Raw genomic sequence first — 22,512 nt, 5'->3', positions numbered from 1 at the left:
AGGCAATGAGACGTTTGGCTAGCCTCTTGTCTCGAGGCGACGGCAACCAGGAGTACGGTCTCGGGGCGATGGTGCCCGAGATGCCGTGAGCGGGCTTATCCCCCTTTTCTGGCCTGGATGATCCGGTCCAGCGTATCCAGAAGCCACTCCCGCTCCCCTTTGGACAGGAAGCTGTCGAAGGCCGACTCGCCTTCATTCACCTTGTAATCGAGGCGTTCCGTGAAGGCCTTGCCTTTCTCTGTCAGGTACAGGGCGTAAGAGCGGCGATCATTCTTCGATTTCCGACGTTCCACGACCTCCATGCCTTCCAGCTTGTCGATGGCCGCGACCATGGCGGAGCGATCCACATCCAGGGCATTCGATACGGCCGACTGGGTGAGCCCCGGGTTGTGGTAGACGATAGCGAGGATGCCGAACAGGCCCGGCGTGATGCCCTCCTGAGCACAGGCTTCGGAGAAAACGTCGAAGTAGACCAGTTGGGCGCGCCGCAGCTTGTAGCCGAGACGCGACTGCAGCATCGAGTAGTCGATTCCATTCTTGTCGTCGCTGTTCATGAGCCCGTCCTGATGTTTATAGACCAATGTTTAATGCTAATAATGTTTATACGATAAACAATTTATGAAATTCTTTAAGTACATGCTACCAAGGCGTCGACGCCCGGGGTAGGGCGGGTCGACCCTTCTCGACAATGACCATAATGACAGGGTGCGATCATGTTAGATTCCTTCCGCGATGTCCGTCTGGGCACGGCGACCGCTCACCTCGCCCGTCGTGATGATGGGGTGCAATTGCTGCGTGTCGAAGAACCGCTCGGCGAATATCCGGAAACCCTGATGGGGCGACTGGATCACTGGGCGCTCGACGCCCCGCAGCGCTGCTTCGTGGCGCGTCGTGACGTTACCGGCGAGTGGCGGCGGCTGAGTTATGCCGAGACATTGACCAAGGTGCGCTCCCTGGCCCAGGGCCTGCTCGATGCGGGCCTTGATGCCGAACGTCCCGTGGCCATTTTCAGCGGAAATTCCATCGAGCACTTGTTGCTGGCGATGGCGGCCATGTACGTGGGGATCCCTTATGCGCCGGTATCGCCGGCTTACTCGCTGGTCAGCAAGGACTTCGGCAAGTTACGCCATATCACCGACTTGTTGACGCCGGGCATGGTGCTGGTCGACAAGGCGGATGACTTTGCCGCCGCCCTGGCGGCAGTAAAGGCCGATGACTGTGTCTGCCTGGCGCTGGAGCCCGGTGAGGTGGTCGGCGCGCGCGCCTTCGACGAGCTTCTGGACACGCCGGTAACCGAGGCGGTCGACGCGGCCCATGCGGCCGTCACCCCGGATACCATCGCCAAGTTTCTGTTCACCTCCGGCTCCACCGGCATGCCCAAGGGGGTGATCAACACCAACCGGATGCTCTGCGCCAACCAGGAGATGCTGGCGGCCCAGATGCCCTTCCTGCGCGACGAGCCGCCGGTGCTGGTGGACTGGTTGCCCTGGAATCATACCTTCGGCGGCAACCACAATGCCGGCATCGTGCTCTACAACGGCGGTAGTCTCTATATCGACGACGGCCGCCCGGTACCGGGCGAATTCGAGAAGACCATCGCCAACCTGCGCGATATCGCGCCGACCGTCTACTTCAATGTGCCCAAGGGGTTCGAGATCCTGGTCGATCACCTGAAGCGTGACGATGCCCTGCGTGAGACCTTCTTCTCTCGCCTCAACCTGATGTTCTTCGCCGCGGCGGGACTCTCCCAGCATATCTGGGACGAGCTCGACCGCCTGGCCATCCAGACCCTGGGTCGCAAGGTCGGCATGCTGACCGGGCTGGGGGCCACCGAGACGGCCCCCTCGGCGATGTTCGCCTCTCTGGAGGAGTCGCAGTCCGGCGTGGTGGGCCTGCCGGCGCGCGGGGTCACGGTCAAGCTGGTGCCCAACGGCGGCAAGCTCGAATGCCGGGTGAAGGGACCCAGTGTGATGCCGGGCTATTGGCGCCAGCCCGAGATCACCGCCAAGAGTTTCGACGAGGAAGGCTTCTACTGTCTGGGCGATGCCGTCAAGTTCATCGACCCGGACGATCCCCAGCGCGGCATGCGCTTCGACGGGCGCATCTCCGAGGACTTCAAGCTCGATACCGGCACCTGGGTCAGCGTGGGCCCGCTGAGGGCTCGCATCATTGAAGTCGGGGCGCCACACGTCAAGGATGTGGTGATCGCCGGGCTCGATCGCTCCTATGTCTCGATCATGATCTTTCCGGATATGCAGAAGTGCCGTGACCTGGCGGGGCTGGGGGATGAGGCCGGGGTCGGCAGGGTGCTGGCCAGCGAGCCGGTGCGTGACCGGTTTCTCGAGATGCTTCGCGATCTGGCCGTCGAGAGTACGGGCAGTGCCAATCGGGTTCGGCGGGCGGTGTTGCTCACCGAACCGCCGCGTCTGGATGCCAACGAGGCCACCGACAAGGGCTCCATCAACCAGCGCGCCGTGCTGGAGAACCGGGCTGCCACCGTAGAAAAGCTCTACGCCGCCGAGCCTTCCGAGGATGTGCTTCGGCTCGACTGAGCCAGGGCATCGAAGAGGACAACATGCTGACCCACACCCATGTCCGCTCCATCGAATGGGGCGATTGCGATCCGGCAGGGATCGTCTTCCACCCTCGCTACCTGGCTTATCTCGATCACGCGACATGCTTGTTGTTCGCCAGGGCCGGCTTCGACCTGGCGACCCTGCAGACGCGTTTCGGCGTGGTCGGCTACCCGGTGGTCGACCTGCACAGCCGTTTCACGACGCCCTGCCGCTTCGGCGACGAGATACGCATCGAGACGCGGATCGCCGAGTTCCGCAACAGCAGCTTCGACGTGTACCACGCCCTCCATCGGGAGGAGATCCTGGCCGTGGAGGCCAGGGTGACCCGCGTCTGGTCGGAGCAGCACCCGGACGACCCGTGGCGACTGAAGAGCCGTCCGGTGCCCGAGGAGGTGAAGGTGGCGTTGAGGCAGGGAGAGAAGCGTGCCCCGTCGGACCGGGTGTCCAGCTGCTGAGCCTGACACATGCCGCCGTTTCACTCGCTCGCTCGGCGGGCAGGCCATGCTGGTCGAGTTTCTCGTCGGTCGGCGGCTTGTCCTGCGTCCTCCGCGGGTGCGTGCGTCGGGTCCGATGGGCGGTACATCGCGGTATACCAAAGTCTGGTATCGGGACAGGTGGTGACCTGGACTATAATCCGAAACAAGATAGATGTGATTATCTATTGTTTATATAGATAACAATTACAAGCTCGAAAAACGCTGAGGTGATCCATGATGCATCGTCCCCTGCTCAAGTTCCTGGCCATTGCTGTTTCTCTGGGGAGTCTGGCGTTCGCCGGTCAGGCCCAGGCTCGAGATCTACGCATGGCGCCGGGTGTGCCACCGGCGCATCCGGCGTATGACCCGATGTTCACCGAATTCGCCGAGCGCCTGGCAGAGAAGACCGACGGCGAGCTCACGGGAAATCTGCTGGGTACCGAGATAGCCAATATCGGCAATATGCGGAATGCGTTGCGCAGTGGCATGGTGGAAGTGGGGCTCTTCCTGCCGGCCTACTTCCCGGCCGACCTGCCCGAGATCAACCTGGTGGGGGATCTGGCGCTTCTGGGCACGAACCCTCATGCCATGGGAGCGGCGGTGACCGAGTACATCGTCACCTGTGGCGAGTGCCAGGAAGAACTCAAGGAGCTGGGTATCGTCTATACCAGTTCCCATGCTTCCGACCTGTATCGGATCCTCAGTACCGAGCCGGCAAGTTCCCTCGATGATCTCCAGGGGCTGCGCATGCGGGTCGGTGGCCCCCAGTATTCCCGCTGGGCGGAAGCGGTGGGTATATCGCCGGCCTCCATTCCCGTGGGAGAGCAGTATGAGGCGCTCTCGCAGGGCGTGATCGAGGGCAGCGTTGCCTCCGTCGCCGATATCATCTCCTTCCGATTGGATGACGCGCTGAACTATATCACCGACATCGAACTCGGCACCTTCCATAGCTCCATCTCGCATGCGGTCGCACAGCAGGCCTGGGATTCATTCTCTCCCGAGCAGCGCAAGTCGCTGGTCGAGGCCTCCGTGGAAGCGAGTGCGGCCATCACTCAGCGCTGGGGCTACGAGATGGCGGATGAGGCCCGGGAGATCGCCCAGGAGAGTGACATCGAGGTCGTGGAGCCTGATCCCGAACTGCTGGAAGCCACCGAGGCCTTCCTCGAAGAGGATCTGACCCATGCCGCCGAGCAGGCCGAGAGTCGCTATGAGGTCGAGGATGCGGCGGCGAAGATCGAGCGCTTCCAGGGCCTGGTGGATAAATGGACCGGCATCGTCGAGGAAGTCGGTGAGGATCCCGAAGCGGTGGCCGAGGCCATGAAACGCGAGATCTGGAACCAGGTGGATTTCTCTTCCTACGGAACCTGATGTCATGCCCCGGGAGATCGGCTCTTGCCGGTCTCCGGGCCCGCCGATGATGCAGGAGGCGCGCTCATGGCCGTTTTGTATCGCTTGACCAACCAGGCCGCCGTCGGGCTGGCGCTATTGGGGACTATCGGCATCTTGCTGATGGTGATTCATATCACGCTGGATGTGGTGCTGCGCTCGACCCTGTCGGTATCGATGCCGGCTACTGTGGAGCTGGTGACCCGCTATTACCTGATTACCATGGCGCTGCTGCCCCTGGGGTGGGTGGAGTGGCGACGCGACATGATCGCCGTCGAGGCGCTGGAAGGGCTGATGGGGCCTTGGCTGGTGCGACTGTCGGACGTCCTGGTATCGCTGCTTTCGGTGGCGATCTACGCCGTCCTGGCCGTGGCTACCTGGGGCAAGGCCATGGAGCAGTACGACATCGGTTCCTACGTGATGTCTCTCAACGTTCCCATGCCGGTCTGGCCGACCTATTTCGTGCTGCCTCTGGCTTTCGCGTTGGCGGCTCTGGTCTGCCTGGTCCGGTTGCCCTTCCTGATGGGAGACACATCTTCGTCTCTCGAGCCCCGAGGAGGAAAGTGACCCATGTCCGTCACTATCGGCTTCTATGGTCTCATCGCCCTGTTATCGCTGCTGGCCCTGCGTGTCCCGGTCGCCCTGGCCTTGATCAGCGTCTCGATGGGCGGCATGACCCTGATGCTGGGCTGGGATACCGCCATCGGCATGTTGTCCTCCGCGCCCTATGAGTTCATCGCCAAGTGGACGCTCAGTGCGGTACCGATGTTCTTGCTGATGGGCTTCGTCTGTTTTCATGCCGGCCTCACCAAGGGGCTGTTCAATGCCGCCAAGGTCTTGTTCCGCTGGCTGCCGGGCGGGGTGGCGATCTCGAGCATTGTCGCCAGTTCGGGGTTCGCCGCCGTGAGTGGTTCCAGCGTCGCCTGTTCGGCGGCCATGGGGCGTATCGCCATTCCCGAAATGGTCAACGGTGGTTACAAGCCGAGCTTTGCCTGCGGCACCATCGCCGCCGGTGGCACCATCGGCGCGCTGATTCCTCCCAGTATCCTGATGATCGTCTATGGAGTCTTCGCCCAGGTTTCCATTACCCAGGTCTTCCTGGGGGGGATCACCATCGGCCTGCTGACGGCGCTGAGCTACAGCCTGGTGATCCTGGTGGTCAGCTGGTTGCGTCCCGATATCGTGCCGCGCGAGGCCATCGGTGCCCGGGAGGTGGGGGCCCGCGAGGCTCTGGTCGATATCTGGCCGGTGCTGGTGCTGGGGGTTCTGGTGTTCGGTGGACTTTTCTCGGGCATCTTCACCGCTACCGAGGCAGGGGCGGTCGGCGCCGCTGGCGCCATCCTGGTCGCCTTGATGCTCGGGCGCTTGAATCGTCAGTCGATGAAGGCGGCACTGCTCGAGACGTTATCGACGACCTCGTCGCTGCTGATCATCGGCGTCGGGGCCAGCATGTTTACCCTGTTTCTCAGTCTGAGCGGGCTGGCAGGTCAGGTGACGGGGTTGGTGACCGGCTGGGATCCTTCCTTTCTGGAACTGATGCTGGTGATCGTCTGCATCTACTTGTTCCTGGGACTGTTCATGGAGCCCTTCGGCGCCATGCTGGTGACTCTGCCGGTGCTGTTGCCAGTGTTCGAGCTTTATGACGTCAGTCTGATCTGGTTCGGGGTATTGCTGGTCAAGCTGCTAGAAATCGGCATGATCACCCCTCCGGTGGGCATGAACATCTTTGTCATCAAGGGTGTCGCGGGGCAGTACGCTTCCCTGATCGACATCTTCAAGGGCGTCGCGACCTTCCTGGTCGCCGATATCCTGGTGGTCGCCCTGGTGATCTTCTATCCCCAGATCGTATTGGTACTGACCGGCGGCTGATCGCGCCGTATGGAGGGACGTGCCAAGTTTTCGCTTAATTTGTTTGTTGTATAAACAATATATTTTATTTCATAACTTTTGGCGCATGGGGGCTTCACAGTGAACAAGGTGATCGACTGCAAAACTGCGGCTGGCCTGATCGGGGACGGTGACACCATTGCCTGGACCACCGCGGGCCTGTGTGGCTTCGCCGAAGCGATAGCCGCGGCGCTGGAAACGCGTTTCCTTGAAACCGGTGCCCCTCGCGACCTGACGGTGGCGCACAGCTGTGGCTGTGGTGATGGCAAGACCCGTGGCATGAATCACCTGGGGCATGCCGGCCTGGTCAAGCGGCTGGTCAGTGGCCACACCGGCCAGGCGCCGCGCATGGGCGAGCTGATCCGCGAGAATCGTATCGAAGGTTACCTGCTGCCTCAGGGAGTGCTGGCCCACCTGTGGCGCCACATCGCCGGCGGCAAGCCCGGGGTGATCAGCAAGGTGGGGCTCGGCACCTTCGTCGACCCGCGGCTGGAGGGCGGCAAGGCCAACGCGGCGGCCGAGGAGGATCTGGTCAAGTGCCTCGACCTCGAGGGCGAGGAGTGGTTGCTCTATCGGACTTTCCCCGTGGATGTGGCGGTGATCCGCGCCACCACCGCCGACGAGCGCGGCAACCTGAGCCTGGAACGCGAGGCGATCTTCCTCGAACAGCTGTCCATGGCCCAGGCGGCGAAGAACAGCGGCGGCATCGTCATCGCCCAGGTGGAGTACCTGGCAAGGCAGGGCAGCCTGCACCCGCAGCGCGTCAAGGTACCGGGCGACCTGGTGGACCACGTGGTGGTGGCCGAACCCGAACAACACATGCAGACCATGGCCACCGGCTATAACCCGGCGCTGTCCGGCGATCTCAAGGTGCCGCTCGGCGGCATCGCACCGATGCCGCTCGACCCGCGCAAGGTGATCGCCCGGCGCGCCGCCATGGAGCTGGTGCCGGGCGGCATGGTCAACCTCGGCATCGGCATGCCCGAGGGGGTCGCAAGCGTCGCCGCCGAGGAGGGCGTCAGCGACCTGATGACCCTGACCACCGAGCTCGGTACCTATGGCGGGGTGCCGGCCAGCGGCGGCGACTTCGCCACCTCCTGGAACGCCGAGGCGATCATCGACCACGGCTACCAGTTCGATTTCTACGACGGCGGCGGCCTGGACGTCTGCTTCCTGGGCCTGGCCCAGACCGATCACGAGGGCAACCTCAACGTCAGCAAGTTCGGCGACAAGGTGGTGGGCCCGGGCGGCTTCATCAATATCAGCCAGAACGCCCGCAAGGTGGTGTTCTGCGGCACCTTCACCAACGGCGGCGAGGTGGCGGTGGAGGACGATCGCCTCGCCATCCGCCAGGAAGGCCATCGCCGCAAGTTCGTGCAGCGCGTCGATCAGATCACCTTCAGCGGGCGCTATGCCCGGGATATCGGCAAGCCGGTGCTGTTCGTCACCGAGCGCTGCGTGTTCGAGCTGATCGACGGCGAGATCACCCTCACCGAGGTGGCGCCGGGCCTCGACGTCGAGCGCGACATCCTGGCGGCCATGGATTTCGTTCCGCGCATTGCCGACTCGCTGCGCGAGATGCCGGCCGAGCTCTTCCGGCCCCGGTGGGGCGGACTGCGCGAGCATCTGGCGCGCGACTGAACATCCAGGAGGAAAAGACATGTTCAAGAACGCCTATATCCCCTACGGCGGTTATTACTCCAGCCCCTTCTGCAAGTGGATGGGCAGCCTGGCCAACGTCAACTCGATCGAACTGGGGGCGGCCACCAGCAAGCGCTGGTTCGCCTCCCGCGACCTCGATCCGGCGATCATCGACTACCTCTACCTCGGGGTCTCGGTGGGCCAGAAGTCGATCTTCTATGGCGCCCCCTGGGCGGCGGCCATGATGGGCGCCGTCCAGGCGCCGGGGCAGAACATCACGCAGGCCTGCGCCACCGCCACTACCGCGGTGTTCAATGCCGCCCTGGCGGTGGAAGCCGGTGGCTTCGAGACCACCTACTGCCTGCTCGCCGATCGCACCTCCAATGCGCCCCACACCATCTGGCCGAATCCCGACGGGCCTGGCGGCGAGGTGATCGCCGAGAACTGGAACATGGACAACATCGCCGCCGACCCGGCCACCGGCAAGGACATGCTGACCACCGCCGAGAACGTGGCCCGCGAGCACGGTTTCACCCGCGAGCAGGCCGACGAGCTGACCCTGCATCGCTATGAGCAGTATGCCGAGGCCCTGGTCGACGAGCGTGCCTTCCAGAAACGCTACATGTTCCCGCTGGCAGTCCCCGTCTCGCGCAAGGAGACCCGGCTCGTCGAGGCCGACGAGGGCGTGATGTCCACCAGCGCCGAGGGCCTGGCCAGGCTGCGCACGGTGCAGCCCGACGGCATTCATACCTTCGGTGCCCAGACCCACCCGGCCGATGGTAATGCCGGCCTCATCGTCACCACCCGCGAGCGGGCCCGGGACCTCAGTACCGATTCCCGACTGGCGGTGCAGGTGGTGGCCTACGGTCATGCGCGTACCAAGCCGGCTCATATGCCCATGGCGCCGGCTTCGGCGGCGCAACGGGCCCTTGAGCAGGCCGGAGTGACCCTCGACCAGATCAAGACGGTCAAGAACCACTCACCGTTCATCGCCAATGACCTGCATCTGGCGAAGGCGCTGGGCCTCGATGCCGAGACTTTCAACAACTACGGCACGTCCCTGGTGTTCGGCCACCCTCAGGGCCCGACCTTGGCGCGGCTGCTGATCGAGGCCATCGAGGAGACCGCGCTCAAGGGCGGTGGTTATGCCCTGGTGACCGGCTGTGCAGCAGGGGATTCGGCGGCGGCGCTGGTCGTCAAGGTGGGCTGACGGAAACGGCAGTGACAGAGCAGGGGGAAGACGTTTTCACGGGGGGATACCCCTTCCATGGCTCTTTTAGAGATTGAGCCTTCCATCAAGATAACAAAACGGAGCACAACGAGAATGCAGATTAAAAACAAACTCGCATTGGCCGTGGCAGTAGCCTCCATTTCCTCCCAGGGTTATGCCCTTGAAATTGGGGAGGTTGACGGAACGACGTTCAGCGTTGGTGGCTATGTCAAGGCAGAGGGGATCTTTACCGATCCCGATGGTGATGAAAGCTACTTTGATTCGTCTGCTCGCCAGTCTCGACTCAACGTCAAGGTGGATCGAGAGATCGAGGGGCATGATGTAACAGCCTTCGTGGAAGGGGACTTCTGGGACAACGCCACCGACGCGAGTGACACGAGCTATGCCATGCGATTGCGTCATGCCTATATCAAGGTCGATAACCTGACACTCGGTCAGACGTGGACGGGGCAGTTCTACGCCAATGCGCCGTTCGACGTAGAGATCCTCGACTTCTACGGTACGGGAGTGGGGACTGTGTCCGGCAGCGGTGCTGTCGTGCGGCCAGATCTCGTCATGCACTACACGACGGGAGGCCTGCGTTTCAGCCTTCAGGATCCTGTCTACAGCGATGCCGACCTCCCCGACATGGTGGCGTCATACACGCATCGAACCGAGGCAGGGCATGCCTTCAATGCTGCCGTAACGGGCCGGGAAGTCGAGACAGGGCCGGATGATTCGGAGTTTGGTGCGGCGTTCTCCCTGGCGGGGAAGCTTAATTTTGGTGGCACCTCTCTCGCGCTGAGTGGATACACGGGGGAAGGTAATAATGTGTATTCAGGCTGGGGGTATAACGGTGCGACAAATCCCGCCACTATCGCGTCTCGGGGGGAGGTCGATAGCACGGGAGAGCTGGTGAGCACGACCGGGTTTACTGCAGGGATAAGTCAAAAGTTCAGCGATAAGCTTCGTGGCAATATTCGTTATGCGCAAGTGACGGCTGATGAGACGGCGGCGACGGTTCCTGACGATACCCTGGAGAAGGTCAATGTCAACCTGATCTATACGTACTTGCCTGGCTTGGACTTTGGTATCGAATGGCGTGATCGAAGTGCTTTCACCATGCCACTTCGCCCGGGTGGTCAGCAGGTGGAGGTGATGGCAATGTATAAATTTTAATGTAGTGGCGCCTGGGTAAGTCTTTTTCCTGTTTTGATCTTTTGAGGCGAGTCATCGGCTGATTTTTCTCGGTGATTCGCCTCTTTTCTGTGTTGGCGTTTATCCCATGACATGCATGGGCGCTCAGGCATGGGTGAAATATTGATGCATGAGGGAACCGCCTTTCCACTGTGGAGATAGTTCATGAGGCTGCTCGAACGCGTGGCCGTGGTGACCGGTGCCGGACGTGGCCTGGGCGCTGCCATGGCCGAACGGCTGGCCGCCGAAGGTGCCTGCACCGTGGTGGTGGATATCGACGGTGAGGCTGCCCGGCGGATGGCGAAAGCGCTCGTCGAACGGGGCCACGACAGCCTGGCGGTCGCCTGCGACGTGGCCGATCGCACCCAGGTGGCGGCGCTGGTCCGGCGCGTGACGGATCGTTTCGGCCGCCTGGACATCCTGGTCAACAATGCCGGCATCACCCGCGATGCCACCTTCCTGAAGATGACCGACGAGCAGTGGGCGTCGGTGCTCGATACCAACCTCACTTCGATGTTCGTCTGCACTCAGGAAGTCGCCCGGCATATGGTCGAGCGGCAGAAGGGTCGCATCGTCTGTGTCAGTTCGATTTCCGGCAACGAGGGCAATGTCGGCCAGGCCAACTACTCGGCCTCCAAGGCGGGAGTGATCGGCCTGGTCAAGAGCCTGAGCAAGGAGCTGGCGCGCCAGGGCGTGTTGATCAACGCCGTGGCGCCGGGCTTCATCGACAGCGAGATGACCGCGCAGGTCCCCGAGAAGATCCGCGACAAGCTGCTGGCGCGGATTCCCCAGGGCCGCAGTGGCCGGCCGGAGGAGATCGCGGCGGTGGTGGCCTTCCTGGCTTCCGACGAGGCTTCCTACGTCAATGGCCAGACCCTGAACGTCAACGGCGGGATGTACGTCTGATGCCGCGGGGGTTCCATGCAGAAGGCACTGACCGAGCAGCGCCTTCCCGGGGCTACAGCCTGCGCTCGAGCTTGGGCAGGGCCTCGAAGAGTTCCGCCACGAGACCAGTGACCCTCGATAGCGCGACCGATGGGGTCGCGCCTTTCCTCGGCCTTAGAGCTTCTGTTCGAGCTCCGGCAGCGCCTCGAAGAGATCCGCCACGAGACCAGTGACCCTCGATAGCGCGACCGATGGGGTCGCGCCTTTCCTCGGCCTTAGAGCTTCTGTTCGAGCTCCGGCAGCGCCTCGAAGAGATTCGCCACGAGACCAGTGACCCTCGATAGCGCGACCGATGGGGTCGCGCCTTTCCTCGGCCTTAGAGCTTCTGTTCGAGCTCCGGCAGCGCCTCGAAGAGATTCGCCACGAGACCGTAGTCCGCGACCTGGAAGATCGGCGCTTCCTCGTCCTTGTTGATGGCCACGATCACTCGGGAGTCCTTCATCCCCGCCAGGTGCTGGATGGCGCCCGAGATGCCCACCGCGATGTACAGCTCCGGGGCAACGATCTTGCCGGTCTGGCCGACTTGCATGTCGTTGGGCACGAAGCCGGCGTCCACCGCGGCGCGCGAGGCACCGATGGCCGCGCCGAGCTTGTCGGCGACACCCTCGAGCAGCTTGAAGTTCTCGCCGTTGCCCATGCCGCGCCCACCGGAGATGACCACCTTGGCGGCCCCCAGTTCGGGACGGTCGCTCTGCGCCAGTTGTTCGCCGACGAAGGAGGACAGGGCGTTGTCGACCACGGTGTCGACGGCTTCGACGCCGGCATCCGCTCCCTCACCGACCGCGTCGAAGGCGGTGGCGCGCACGGTGATCACCTTCAGCGCATCCTCGCTCTGCACGGTGGCGATGGCATTGCCGGCGTAGATCGGCCGCTTGAAGGTGTCGGCGCTCTCCACGGCGATGATCTCGGAGATCTGCGAGACGTCCTTCAGCGCGGCGAGACGCGGCATGACGTTCTTGCCGGTGGTCGAGGCCGCCGCCAGCACATGGCTGTAGTCGTCGGCCAGCGACACCAGCAGCCCGCCCAGCGGCTCGGCCAGCTGGTGGGCATAGACTGCATGGTCGGCCACGCGCACCTTGGTCACGCCGTCGAGCCTGGCGGCAGCCTCGGCGATGGTGCCGACGTTCTCACCGGCGACCAGGACGTCGATGTCGCCACCGATCTGCTGGGCGGCGGCGACCACGTGGGCGGTGGCCTCGGCCAGCTGGCCGTCGTGATGTTCCGCGAGTACCAGAATGCTCATCCGATCAGCTCCTCTCAAAGCAACTGTTTTCCAAGAACAATTTTCAAAGCACTTTTTTCAAAGCGCTTGGGCTTCATTCTTGAGTTTGTCCACGAGCTCGTCCACGGAGCCCACCTTGACGCCGCCCTGGCGCTCGGCCGGCGGCTCGACGCGGATCCGCTTGAGGCCGGAGGAGACCGACACGCCCAGCTCGTCCGGGGTCTGGGTGTCCAGCGGCTTCTTCTTGGCCTTCATGATGTCCGGCAGTTTGGCGTAGCGCGGCTCGTTGAGGCGCAGGTCGGTGGTGACGATGGCCGGCAGCGGCAGGGCGACGGTCTGCAGGCCGCCGTCGATCTCGCGGGTCACCTTCAGGCGCTCTTCACCAGTTCCGCCGTCCACGACCACCTCGGAGGCGAAGGTGCCCTGGGGGCGGCCGGTCAGGGCGGCGAGCATCTGGCCCACCTGGTTGTTGTCGCTGTCGATGGCCTGCTTGCCGAGGATGGTCAGGCCCGGCTGCTCGGCGTCCACCACCTTGGCCAGCAGCTTGGCGGCGGCCAGCGACTCGACCGGCGCGTCGGTCTGCACTGACGTATCCACATGAATCGCCCGGTCGGCGCCCAGCGCCAGGGCGGTGCGCAGCTGCTCCTGGGCGGCCTTGGGGCCCACGGTGACGGCGACCACCTCGGTGGCCACCCCGGCTTCCTTGAGCCGCACCGCCTCTTCCACGGCGATCTCGCAGAAGGGGTTCATGGCCATCTTGACGTTGGTCAGATCGACGTCGGAGTGATCCGGCTTGACCCGGATCTTGACGTTGTAGTCGATGACGCGTTTGAGCGCGACGAGTACTTTCATGACGTTTTTCCTATCACCTTTGAAGGATGAGCGGCAGGGTTTAGAGCCCGCCTTCGGGGAACCGGGCCAGCACCCGGCCGCCGTCGCGCACGGCCCGGGCATGGGCCGCTGCCTCGGGGGCGATGCTGGCCATGTAGAAGCGGGCGAGCTCGATGACGTCGGCCAGGTGGTCGGCGTCGCCCTCGCCGGCATCGCGCTGGCGCTGCGCCGCCTGGGCGGCCCGGGCCAGCTGCCAGCCGCCGCACACGGTGCCCAGCAGGTGCAGCAGGGGCACCGCGCCGCCGTAGAGCGCGGCGGTCTGATCCTTGCCCTGGGCGAGCAGCCAGTCGGTCGTGGCGGCCAGCGCGTCGAGCATCTCGTCCAGGCCTTCGGCCAGTTCGGCGAGGCGCTCGTCCTCGCCGACCGAGCTCGCACAGGCGCGGATGTCGTCGAGCAGCTCGCACAGCGTTTCGCCGTTCTCGCGCAGGATCTTGCGGCCCAGCAGGTCGTTGGCCTGGATGCCGGTGGTGCCCTCGTAGATGGTGATGATGCGGGCGTCGCGGAACAGTTGGGCGACGCCGGTTTCCTCGACGAAGCCCATGCCGCCGAACACCTGGATCGCCTCGTCGCACAGGTCGTTGCCGACCTCGGTGCACCAGCCCTTGGCCACCGGCATCAGCAGGTCGACGTAGCGCCGGTGCCTGTCGGCGACCTCGGCGTCCGGATGATGGCGGGCCAGGTCGAACCAGCCGGCGGCGGTGTAGAGGAAGGTGCGCATGGCCAGCAGTCGCGCGCGCATGCCCACCAGCATGCGCTTGACGTCCGGGTGGTGCAGGATCGGCAGGCCCATCTCGCCGCTGACCACGTTGCGCCCCTGGACCCGCTCCCGGGCATGCTCCAGCGCCGCCTGGTAGGCGCGCTCGCCCAGCGCCAGGCCCTGCACGCCGACCCCGAAGCGGGCCTCGTTCATCATCACGAACATGGTCTTGAGGCCCTGGTGCGGCTCGCCGACCAGTTGGCCCACGGCACCGCCCTGGTCGCCGAAGCTGAGCGTGCAGGTGGGGCTGCCGTGGATGCCCATCTTGTGCTCGATGGAGATGCAGCGCACGTCGTTCTGCTCGCCGGGATTTCCGTCCGCGTCGAGGCGGTACTTGGGCACCAGGAACAGCGACAGCCCCTTGACCCCCTCGGGGGCATCGGGCAGCCGGGCCAGCACCAGGTGCAGGATGTTGGGGGTGAGCTCGTGCTCGCCGTAGGAGATGTAGATCTTCTGCCCGAAGAGGCGGTAGTCGCCGTCCGCGTCGGGCTCGGCGCGCATGCGGGTGGCGGCCAGGTCGGAGCCGGCCTGGGGCTCGGTGAGGTTCATGGTAGCGGCCCATTCGCCGCTGACGATCTTCTCGAGCCAGGTGGCCTTCTGCTGCTCGCTGGCGGCGATCAGCAGCGCCTCGGCCTGGCCGACGTTGAGCTGCGGCAGCATGGTGAAGGCCATGTTGCTGGAGAACCACATCTCCCACACCGGGGTGGAGACCAGCTTGGGCAGGCCCTGGCCGCCGTATTGTTCCGGCAGCGACAGGCCCAGCCAGCCGGATTCGCGGAACTGATCGTAGGCGGCCTGCCAGCCCTTGGGCACGATGACCCGCTCGCCCTCCAGGCGGCAGCCCTCCAGGTCGCCCTGGCGGTTGGTCGGGGCCAGCACGCCGGTGGCGAACTTGCCGGCCTCCTCGAGGATCGCCGCCACCAGGTCGGGGGAGGCCTCCTCGCAGGCGGGCAGCGCGGCCAGGTCGGGAAGGCCGGCGAGTTCGTCGAGAATGAACTGCATGTCACGCAGCGGCGCGTGGTAATCGATCATGGTGGTGTTCTCCTTGCCGATGGAGCAGATGCCCGGTATCGGCGCGGCGCCGATTTATGGCACAGGCGGCCCGCCCGGCCGCCATCGGTGGCCAGCATGTCGGGTGGCGGAGTGCCTAGGGGGTGTCGTCTGCCTGTGGCGCCTGAAGCAGCGGGGAGAGTCGTCAGGCGCCAGGCAAATGGTTAACGCGGGGCCATGCGCAGGGCGCCATCCAGCCGGATCGTCTCGCCGTTCATCATGGCGTTGTCGACGATCTGGCAGGCCAGGCGGGCGAACTCGTCGGGTCGGCCCAGGCGGTGGGGGAAGGGGATAGACTCGGCCAGTGACTGCTGGATCTCCTCGGGCAGCGTCTCCATCAGCGGCGTCATGAACAGCCCCGGGGCGATGGTCATCACACGGATGCCGTGGCGGGCCAGTTCCCGGGCGACGGGCAGGGTCATCGACACGATGCCGCCCTTGGAGGCGGCGTAGCCGGCCTGGCCGATCTGGCCATCATAGGCGGCCACCGAGGCGGTGTTGACGATCACGCCGCGCTCGCCGTCTGCCTGGAGGGCGCTCTCGGCCATGGCGGCGGTCGCCAGTCGGATCATGTTGAAGGTGCCGATCAGGTTGATCTGCACGACCCGCGAGAAGGTCTCCAGTGGCTGGGGACCCTGGCGGCCCAGTACCTTGGCGGGATCGCCGATACCGGCGCAGTTGATCAGGCCCTGCAGTCCGCCGAAGCGTGACACGGCCAGGTCCACCGCGGCCTGGCCGTCGGCCTCATCCGTGACGTCGGTGCGCCAGAAGGCCGCACCTTCCCCGAGCGCTGACGCCAGCGCCTCGCCGCGCTCGCCGTTGAGGTCGGCGATGACCACCCGGGCGCCGGCTCCGTGCAGTTCGCGCACCGTGGCCTCGCCGAGGCCGGAGGCCCCGCCGGTGACGATAAAGGTGTTGTCCTGGAACTTCATGGTGCTCTCCTGAAACGACGAACGATATCGATGGAAGGCGCTGATTCATGTCGCGAAGGTCGCCATCCATCAGTCTTTCCTCAGGTGCGCGGGCCCTTGTCCTTGCGTTCGAGAAACTCCCCGATCCGCTCGGCCACTTCGGGGCTGGTCTGGGTCAGGGCGGCGGTCAGCGACTCCACGAACAGGCCGTCGTCGCTGGACATGTTGTCGATGCGCGAGATGGCTGAGACCATGGCCCAGTTGGCCATGGGCGCGTTCTCGGCAATGCGGGAGGCAAGCTGGCGAGCCTTGTCGAGGCTCTCGCCTTCACCGGCCACATAATGGGAAAGCCCCAGGCGCTGACCCTCGTCGGCTTCCATGATGCGACCCGTGAGCATCATCTCGCACATGCGTCCGGGGCCGATGAGATTGGCCACGCGCACCGAGGCGCCGCCGCCGACGAAGATGCCGTGGCGTCCCTCGGGCAACTGGTAGAGGGTATTGGGTTCGGCGACACGCACATGGGTGGCGGTGGCGAGTTCCAGGCCACCGCCGATCACCGCACCCTGCATGGCGGAGACCACTGGAATGCCGCCGTTCTGCAGACGGTCGAAGATGCGGTGCCAGCCCTGTGAGTGCTGCATCACACCGAAGGGATCGCGATGCTGATGCTCCGAGAGGTCGAGGCCCGCGCAAAAGTGCTTGCCCTCGGCGGCGAGGATGATCACCCGGGTACCTTCCGGGGTGGCGAGCAGGGCCTCTTCCAGGGCGCTCAGCAGGCGGTCGCTGACGGCATTGCGCTTCTCGGGCCGCGCCAGCGTGATGGTGTAGATGCTGTCGTCCTGGGATGTCTTGACGAGGGGCTCGGTCATGATTGGCCTCGGCGATAGGAAGTTGAGTAATCAAAGCGTGATGACAGACGCAGCTGGCATGTCGGTATAAAAGGAACTGTGCCGCTCTGCGCGTCGGGACAGATTCGAGCTTGGTTTATTATCCATACTGTTGTCTCTATAAACAATTTAAAGATTACAACAGATGCTCCCGATGGTCACCTCGCTGAACTACGTCTTTGGTCGGACCGAGCGCCCGATAGACAGAAAAAAACGGCGACCCAAGGGCCGCCGTTCAAGAGGAATATTCGATGATGGCGTGTCAGGCGGAGCACTTCTCCTGCAGGTCCATGGCGGCCTCGTAGATGTCAACGGCCTCTCCACCGACCTCTTCCAGGTAGTGGTCGGTGGTTTCCTGCAGTACGGGGCCCCAGTCGGGATGGTCGAGGGCATTGTCGATGACCACGAAGTCGTCGCCGGCCGCTTCGGCTTCCTGGCGTCCCTGGCGAATCAGCTCGTCATAGACCTCGGCGGCGCGCAGTGACCACTCCAGCCCACTGTGTTCGTCGATGACCCGCTGCAGGTCGTCGGGCAGACCGTCGTAGGTGCGTTGGCTCATGGTGGCGAACAGTGACAGGTCATAAAGGGGAACTTCGGTATGATGACTGGCTAACTCATTGAGCCGGAAGGTTTTCATGCCTTCCCAGTTGAAGCTCAGCCCGTCTACCACGCCGCGTTGCATGGCGGTGAAGACATCCGGGGCGGGCATGCCCACGGCCTGGGCGCCAAGGCGCTCGAACATGTCGCCTACCAGAGGAGTGGGGCGGCGAAGACGTAATCCATCCAGGTCGTCGGGCGTCTCGACGGGCGTGTTCCTGGTATGCAGGTAACCGGGACCGGTGGTGAACAGGAACAAGGGGCGGGTATCGGCGTATTCGGCGTCGAGGTGGCCCTCGTCATAGAGGGATTGCAGGATGCAGGATCCCTGACGGCTACTGGCCGAGACGCCGGGTAGCTCGACGACCTGGGTCAGGGGGAAGCGTCCGGCAGTATAGCCCTGGGCGGAGGCGCCAATGTCGGCGATGCCGCTGGCGGTGCTTTCGTAGGCCTTGTCGGACTTGGTCAGGGTCTGGCCGGGATAGACTTCCACTTCCAGTCGGCCCTGGGAGGCCTCCTCGACGCTCTGGGCCCAGGCCTGGAACAGCTCCTGGTCGATCATCGAGCCGCCGGGCCAGACATGGGCGATGCGCAGAGTCGTGGTCTCGGCCAGGGCCGCATGGGAGGTCAGGGCACTGGCGAGTGCCAGGCAGGTCACGGTCCGGTTGAGTCGCATAACATCCTCGTCGTGTCGTTGTGGTTATGTGTGGGAAGTTGGAGTCAGAGATCCAGCACCAGGGTCTTGCTCCTGGCTCTCGAGCAGCAGGGGGTGAACTGGTCGTTGGCGGCGTGCTCGTGGTCTTCCAGGAAAAGGTCGCGATGGTCGGGCTCGCCCTCCAGCACCCGGGTCAGGCAGGTACCGCACACGCCCTGCTCGCAGGAGACCATGATGTCGATGCCATTCTCGGCTAGTACCTGGTGCACGGTCTTGTCGGCCGGCACGGTATAGCTGGCGCCGCTGCTGGCGATCTTGACCTCGAAGCTGTCGTCATCCTCGGTATTGGCCACGGCACCGGCGAAGTACTCCGTATGCAGCCGATCGGCGGGCCAGCCAGCGGTCTGGCAAGTCGACATCACGGCATCGATGAAGCCGGTGGGGCCGCATACATAGACTCGGGTGTCGGGCTCCGGCGTGGCCAGCAGCGTCTCCAGATCCAGCGTCTGTTCCGGTGGACCGTCGTCGAAGTGAAAGTGCACCTTATCGGCGAAACCAGAGTCGGCGATGCGCTCGCGGAAGGCCGTGCGTTCAGGCGAACGGGTGCAGTAGTGCAGTTCGAAGTCGGTATCGGTGTGGGCCAGGCGTTCCGCCATGCACAGCAGCGGCGTGATGCCGATGCCACCGGCCAGCAGCAGGAGGCGTCCGGCCGGCTCGAGCGTGAAGTGGTTCCTGGGCGCGCTGATCTGGATCAGGTCGCCTTCGCGGATCTCGTCATGCATGGTGACGGATCCACCTCGCGAACTCGGGTCACGGAGGACACCGATCAGGTAACGATCGCGTTCTTCCGGGTGGTTGCACAGCGAATACTGGCGGATTATCCCGTCCTGACCTTGAGAAGAAACCTGCACATCGATATGGGCGCCGGCGCTGAACGCCGGCAGCGGCCGACCATGGGGGTCGGCCAGCTCGAAGGTGGCGATATCGTGGGCCTCTTCGTGCCGCGCCTTGACCTCGACGATCAAGGAAAGAGGTGTGTTGCTCATGCCGAGGCCTCCGCGTCGAGAGATTCGCGCTCTTCGGCGAGAATGCGGTCGATGATGCGCCGCGCCTGGACGCCGCCGCCGTCGATGTTCAGCTTGAGCAGCTGCCGGTCCGGGTAGCGCAGCAGGTTGCGTTGCTGGGACTCCAGCATCTCCAGGTCCTCGGAGAAGATCTGGCCCTGGCCCTCGCGGATGCGGTCGGTGAGTTCCTGGTCCTCCGGCTTGAAGTTGCGTGCCATGCCCCAGAAGTACCAGATCGAGGTGTCGGTCTCGGGAGTGATGAAGTCCACCACGATGCTCGAGGCCTTGATGTCGGCGGGGGCTTCATAACCGCCATGCCCGGCATGGGCGACTCCAACCTCGATCAGCACATGGCTCGGGGGCGTGAAGCGACAGATCTGCCAGCGATCCACGGGCACGTCGGCGGCCAGGCCATTGCCGCGCAGGGCGGTCTGCCAGAAGGGCGGTGCCGGGATATCGTGCATATGGCGTCCGGTTATCACTTCCTCGCCGGCGACCTTGGTCTCGGGGGCGGCTTCCTCGATCTCCGGCTGGCCGATGCTGGAGGCATGCACATAGGTCTCATGGGTCAGGTCCATGAGGTTATCGATCATCAGCCGGTAATCGCAGTGGATGTGGTAGAGCCCGCCGCCATAGGCCCAGGCCGGATCGTCGGCCCAATGCAGCTCGGGTATCAGGGCCGGGTTGGCCTTGTCTGGATCCCCGGGCCAGATCCACACGAAGCCATGGCGCTCCTCCACCGGGTAGGTGCGGATACTCGGGAAACCCCGCACGCGCTGCCCCGGCATGCTCGAACACTTGCCGTCGCAGCCCATTTCCAGGCCGTGGTAACCGCACACCAGTTGGCCGTCGCGCACGAAGCCCAGCGACAGCGGTGCTCCACGGTGGGGACAGAAATCTTCCACGGCGGCGACACGTCCTTCGTCGCCGCGAAAGAAGACAATCGGTTCGTTGCAGATGGTGCGTCCCAGAGGCTTGTCTTCGAGCTCATCCGGGGTACAGGCGACATACCAGGTATTCTTGGGGTAGGGGGCTTGATGTGTCACGGTTTTCTCCTCGAGTGGTTCCGGGCTGCACGGATCATGGCCTCACTTTGTCGATCCCGGTGGAACGACGGTCGGGCTTTTTGATCGCGACAGGGATCCACGCTTGTTTATGGTTGAGAATTGTTGTTTTGGATCCAAAGTAGATAGCCTTGATGCTGTTTCGGTCAACTTATGCTTTAGTTGGATCCAAAATGAAGCGGTGGTTCATCCCACAGCGACGACAGGAAATTCAAGTGAGTAACAGCGACAAAAGCGTGGTGGGCCGACTGCGGAAGCTGATCGGCGAAGGTGCCTTCCAGCAAGGGGAACGCCTCGGTGAAGTGGCGGTGGCAGAGCAGTTGGGTGTCTCACGGACGCCGGTGCGCCTGGCCTTTCGTACCCTGGAACAGGAAGGGTTGTTGCATCGGGCCGGAAAGCGCGGTTTCAGGGTGCGCGAGTTCACCGAAGCCGATGTGCTCTGTGCCGTGGAAGTGCGTGGGGCACTGGAAGGGTTGGCGGCGCGACGCCTGGCGGAGCAAGGCTTGTCGTCAGCGTTGGCTGCCGACTTGGCGTTCTGGATCCAGGAAGGGCGGGATCTGCTCGCCAAGGGATACCTCGATGAACCCGATATCGAGACCTGGGGGGAGCTCAACCGGCATTTCCACGAGAGCATCGTCGGCTCGGCCGGTAGTTCGGTGATCGGGGATGCGATTGCCCGCAACAACCACCTGCCGTTCGCGGCGGCAGATTCGATCATCATCGATAGCGAAGCGCTTGAACGCGAATACCGCAAGTTGCAGCTGGCCCAGGTGCAGCATGAACTGGTGGTCCAGGCGCTGCGCCATGGCGAGGGGGCGAGGGCCGAGATGCTGATGCGAGAGCATGCCCTGATCGGTCTGCGCTACGCTGAACTGCTGGATGTGGGTCCGCACTTGCCGGTTTGATGGCTCCTGGTTCGAGGGCTCGAGAGGGGGTGACTACGACCAAAGTCGTTTTTCCCGGTCCGTCGGGGTGGTTTATCTTTGCTTCATGATGCGAACTCATGTTCTCTATGCGAACTTTGACGCCAATAACGATAACGACACCGATTCCCGGAGGATCCCATGAAGACCAAGGTTACTGCCTGCGTGCTGGCGGCCTCGCTCGCCGGCACGGCTATCACGTCCGCCCAAGCCGCCACCACCCTGCGCATGGCCCATTTCTGGCCCGGCGCATCGGGGATCAATCAGGATCTCTTCGAGGACTGGGCCGAGACCGTCGAGGAGGAATCCGGCGGTGAGCTGAGTGTCGAGATGTATCCCTCCGGCACTCTGGCCAAGCCCGATGCCATCTACGAGGCGGTGGGCAATGGTGTCGCCGATATCGGTGCCACGGCCCAGGGCTATACCGCCGGTCGCTTCCCGCTGTCGCAGATCGTCGAGCTGCCCGGCGTGGCGACCACTGCCACCCAGGGGGCCTGTGTGCTGCAGACGCTCTATGACGAGGGGCACCTGGACTCGGAATACGAAGATACGCGGCCGCTGTTCATGTTCACCACCGGGCCTGGCGGCATTCATACCATCGACACCGACATCCAGGTGCCGTCCGATCTCGAGGGACTGCGCATCCGTCGTCCGACGTCCGTGGCGGGGGACATGCTCGAGAACATGGGGGCCACGCCGGTCGGCATGCCGGCCCCGGACATCTATACCGCCATGCAGCGCGGCGTGGTCGATGGCCTGAGCTTCCCCTGGGAAGGCCTGAAGGGCTTCCGCATCAATGAGCTGGTCAACTACCACACCGAAGTCCCCTTCTACACCCTGATATTCGTGGCCACCATGAGCCAGCGGACCTATGACAGCCTGAGCCCCGAGCAGCAGGCAGTGATCGACGACAATTCGGGCATGCGCTGGGCCGAGAACGCCGGCGACGTCTTCGATCGGCTCGACCGCGAGGGCAAGCAGGAGGCCGTCGAGGCCGGCCATACCATCCGTGAGATCGACAATCCGCTGGAGGATGCGGACTGGCAACAACCGCTCCAGGCAGGTATCGACGGCTACCTGGCCGACCTCGAGGAACGCGGCCTGCCGGGCCGCGAGGTCTACGAGGCAGCGCTGGTCGCCAGCGAGTCCTGCGCCAGCGTTCAGGAGTAA

20 protein-coding genes are annotated in these 22,512 nt (G+C 63.9%); 11 read left to right on the top strand and 9 right to left on the bottom strand.

Annotated elements, in window-relative coordinates; genetic code table 11:
* Positions 1 to 95: 95 nt before the first annotated feature.
* Positions 96 to 554 carry a MarR family winged helix-turn-helix transcriptional regulator gene (locus tag LU493_RS05250; protein ID WP_275286744.1) on the bottom strand — a complete coding sequence of 153 codons (459 nt, stop codon included), beginning with the start codon at positions 552 to 554 and terminating at the stop codon, positions 96 to 98.
* Between the two features lie 159 nt (positions 555 to 713).
* On the opposite strand from LU493_RS05250, the gene LU493_RS05245 reads away from it, so the two are divergent.
* The 9 genes from LU493_RS05245 (at position 714) to fabG (ending at position 11,279) form a co-directional block, all read left to right on the top strand.
* Complete coding sequence (locus LU493_RS05245; protein WP_275286743.1) at positions 714 to 2,552, top strand: feruloyl-CoA synthase; 1,839 nt, start codon at positions 714 to 716, stop codon at positions 2,550 to 2,552.
* A 23-nt stretch (positions 2,553 to 2,575) separates the two neighbouring features.
* Positions 2,576 to 3,031 (top strand): acyl-CoA thioesterase, encoded by a 456-nt coding sequence (locus LU493_RS05240; RefSeq protein WP_275286742.1) that lies wholly within the window; start codon positions 2,576 to 2,578, stop codon positions 3,029 to 3,031.
* Between the two features lie 255 nt (positions 3,032 to 3,286).
* Entirely contained in the window at positions 3,287 to 4,420 is a 1,134-nt protein-coding gene (dctP, locus tag LU493_RS05235; protein ID WP_275286741.1) for a TRAP transporter substrate-binding protein DctP, read from the top strand.
* A gap of 66 nt (positions 4,421 to 4,486) precedes the next feature.
* Positions 4,487 to 5,005 (top strand): TRAP transporter small permease, encoded by a 519-nt coding sequence (locus LU493_RS05230; RefSeq protein WP_275286740.1) that lies wholly within the window; start codon positions 4,487 to 4,489, stop codon positions 5,003 to 5,005.
* A gap of 3 nt (positions 5,006 to 5,008) precedes the next feature.
* Positions 5,009 to 6,307, top strand: coding sequence for a TRAP transporter large permease (locus LU493_RS05225; RefSeq protein WP_275286739.1), 1,299 nt, complete (start codon positions 5,009 to 5,011; stop codon positions 6,305 to 6,307).
* A 99-nt stretch (positions 6,308 to 6,406) separates the two neighbouring features.
* On the top strand, positions 6,407 to 7,966 hold the full coding sequence (locus LU493_RS05220; RefSeq protein WP_275286738.1) for an acyl CoA:acetate/3-ketoacid CoA transferase: 1,560 nt from the start codon (positions 6,407 to 6,409) through the stop codon (positions 7,964 to 7,966).
* A 19-nt stretch (positions 7,967 to 7,985) separates the two neighbouring features.
* Positions 7,986 to 9,176, top strand: a complete 1,191-nt coding sequence (locus LU493_RS05215) for a thiolase family protein (protein ID WP_275286737.1) — start codon at positions 7,986 to 7,988, stop codon at positions 9,174 to 9,176.
* A gap of 57 nt (positions 9,177 to 9,233) precedes the next feature.
* The gene (locus LU493_RS05210) at positions 9,234 to 10,355 is read left to right on the top strand and encodes a hypothetical protein (RefSeq protein ID WP_275286736.1); all 1,122 of its coding nucleotides are present in this window, start codon (positions 9,234 to 9,236) and stop codon (positions 10,353 to 10,355) included.
* Positions 10,356 to 10,538: 183 nt separating this feature from the next.
* Positions 10,539 to 11,279: a 3-oxoacyl-ACP reductase FabG gene (gene fabG, locus LU493_RS05205; protein WP_275286735.1), complete on the top strand. Its 741-nt coding sequence runs from the start codon at positions 10,539 to 10,541 to the stop codon at positions 11,277 to 11,279.
* Between the two features lie 355 nt (positions 11,280 to 11,634).
* Here the strand turns inward: fabG and LU493_RS05200 are convergent, their stop codons facing one another.
* From LU493_RS05200 to LU493_RS05165, 8 genes are all read right to left on the bottom strand, one after another.
* Positions 11,635 to 12,561 carry an electron transfer flavoprotein subunit alpha/FixB family protein gene (locus tag LU493_RS05200; RefSeq protein ID WP_275286734.1) on the bottom strand — a complete coding sequence of 309 codons (927 nt, stop codon included), beginning with the start codon at positions 12,559 to 12,561 and terminating at the stop codon, positions 11,635 to 11,637.
* A gap of 57 nt (positions 12,562 to 12,618) precedes the next feature.
* On the bottom strand, positions 12,619 to 13,392 hold the full coding sequence (locus tag LU493_RS05195) for an electron transfer flavoprotein subunit beta/FixA family protein (protein WP_275286733.1): 774 nt from the start codon (positions 13,390 to 13,392) through the stop codon (positions 12,619 to 12,621).
* 40 nt (positions 13,393 to 13,432) lie between these two features.
* The gene (locus LU493_RS05190) at positions 13,433 to 15,220 is read right to left on the bottom strand and encodes an acyl-CoA dehydrogenase (RefSeq protein ID WP_275286732.1); all 1,788 of its coding nucleotides are present in this window, start codon (positions 15,218 to 15,220) and stop codon (positions 13,433 to 13,435) included.
* A 182-nt stretch (positions 15,221 to 15,402) separates the two neighbouring features.
* Entirely contained in the window at positions 15,403 to 16,170 is a 768-nt protein-coding gene (locus LU493_RS05185) for a 3-hydroxyacyl-CoA dehydrogenase (protein WP_275286731.1), read from the bottom strand.
* Positions 16,171 to 16,250: 80 nt separating this feature from the next.
* Positions 16,251 to 17,021 (bottom strand): crotonase/enoyl-CoA hydratase family protein, encoded by a 771-nt coding sequence (locus LU493_RS05180; RefSeq protein WP_275286730.1) that lies wholly within the window; start codon positions 17,019 to 17,021, stop codon positions 16,251 to 16,253.
* 280 nt (positions 17,022 to 17,301) lie between these two features.
* Positions 17,302 to 18,312 carry a TRAP transporter substrate-binding protein gene (locus tag LU493_RS05175; protein ID WP_275286729.1) on the bottom strand — a complete coding sequence of 337 codons (1,011 nt, stop codon included), beginning with the start codon at positions 18,310 to 18,312 and terminating at the stop codon, positions 17,302 to 17,304.
* A 44-nt stretch (positions 18,313 to 18,356) separates the two neighbouring features.
* Positions 18,357 to 19,337 carry a PDR/VanB family oxidoreductase gene (locus LU493_RS05170; RefSeq protein WP_275286728.1) on the bottom strand — a complete coding sequence of 327 codons (981 nt, stop codon included), beginning with the start codon at positions 19,335 to 19,337 and terminating at the stop codon, positions 18,357 to 18,359.
* Positions 19,334 to 20,401, bottom strand: a complete 1,068-nt coding sequence (locus tag LU493_RS05165; protein WP_275286727.1) for an aromatic ring-hydroxylating oxygenase subunit alpha — start codon at positions 20,399 to 20,401, stop codon at positions 19,334 to 19,336. Before LU493_RS05165 ends, LU493_RS05170 begins: the two co-directional genes overlap by 4 nt.
* Before the next feature lie 233 nt (positions 20,402 to 20,634).
* Here LU493_RS05165 and LU493_RS05160 point away from each other — a divergent pair, with 233 nt between their 5' ends.
* A complete protein-coding gene (locus LU493_RS05160; RefSeq protein WP_275286726.1) occupies positions 20,635 to 21,324 on the top strand; it encodes a GntR family transcriptional regulator in 690 nt (229 codons plus the stop codon).
* Between the two features lie 159 nt (positions 21,325 to 21,483).
* A complete protein-coding gene (locus LU493_RS05155) occupies positions 21,484 to 22,512 on the top strand; it encodes a TRAP transporter substrate-binding protein (RefSeq protein WP_275286725.1) in 1,029 nt (342 codons plus the stop codon).

It is taken from the genome of Halomonas elongata (assembly GCF_029081005.1).
GTDB lineage: Bacteria > Pseudomonadota > Gammaproteobacteria > Pseudomonadales > Halomonadaceae > Halomonas > Halomonas elongata_B.
This window is presented reverse-complemented; position numbering and strand designations above follow the sequence as displayed.

Bases quoted from the DNA above. Each gene is read 5' to 3' on its own strand.
- LU493_RS05190 (WP_275286732.1), bottom strand. From the start codon at position 15,220: ATGATCGATTACCACGCGCCGCTGCGTGACATGCAGTTCATTCTCGAC.
- LU493_RS05225 (WP_275286739.1), top strand. From the start codon at position 5,009: ATGTCCGTCACTATCGGCTTCTATGGTCTCATCGCCCTGTTATCGCTG.
- fabG (WP_275286735.1), top strand. From the start codon at position 10,539: ATGAGGCTGCTCGAACGCGTGGCCGTGGTGACCGGTGCCGGACGTGGC.
- LU493_RS05170 (WP_275286728.1), bottom strand. From the start codon at position 19,337: ATGAGCAACACACCTCTTTCCTTGATCGTCGAGGTCAAGGCGCGGCAC.
- LU493_RS05180 (WP_275286730.1), bottom strand. From the start codon at position 17,021: ATGACCGAGCCCCTCGTCAAGACATCCCAGGACGACAGCATCTACACC.
- LU493_RS05250 (WP_275286744.1), bottom strand. From the start codon at position 554: ATGAACAGCGACGACAAGAATGGAATCGACTACTCGATGCTGCAGTCG.
- LU493_RS05210 (WP_275286736.1), top strand. From the start codon at position 9,234: ATGGCTCTTTTAGAGATTGAGCCTTCCATCAAGATAACAAAACGGAGC.
- LU493_RS05230 (WP_275286740.1), top strand. From the start codon at position 4,487: ATGGCCGTTTTGTATCGCTTGACCAACCAGGCCGCCGTCGGGCTGGCG.
- LU493_RS05195 (WP_275286733.1), bottom strand. From the start codon at position 13,392: ATGAAAGTACTCGTCGCGCTCAAACGCGTCATCGACTACAACGTCAAG.
- LU493_RS05245 (WP_275286743.1), top strand. From the start codon at position 714: ATGTTAGATTCCTTCCGCGATGTCCGTCTGGGCACGGCGACCGCTCAC.
- LU493_RS05215 (WP_275286737.1), top strand. From the start codon at position 7,986: ATGTTCAAGAACGCCTATATCCCCTACGGCGGTTATTACTCCAGCCCC.
- LU493_RS05240 (WP_275286742.1), top strand. From the start codon at position 2,576: ATGCTGACCCACACCCATGTCCGCTCCATCGAATGGGGCGATTGCGAT.
- dctP (WP_275286741.1), top strand. From the start codon at position 3,287: ATGATGCATCGTCCCCTGCTCAAGTTCCTGGCCATTGCTGTTTCTCTG.
- LU493_RS05155 (WP_275286725.1), top strand. From the start codon at position 21,484: ATGAAGACCAAGGTTACTGCCTGCGTGCTGGCGGCCTCGCTCGCCGGC.
- LU493_RS05175 (WP_275286729.1), bottom strand. From the start codon at position 18,312: ATGCGACTCAACCGGACCGTGACCTGCCTGGCACTCGCCAGTGCCCTG.
- LU493_RS05200 (WP_275286734.1), bottom strand. From the start codon at position 12,561: ATGAGCATTCTGGTACTCGCGGAACATCACGACGGCCAGCTGGCCGAG.
- LU493_RS05185 (WP_275286731.1), bottom strand. From the start codon at position 16,170: ATGAAGTTCCAGGACAACACCTTTATCGTCACCGGCGGGGCCTCCGGC.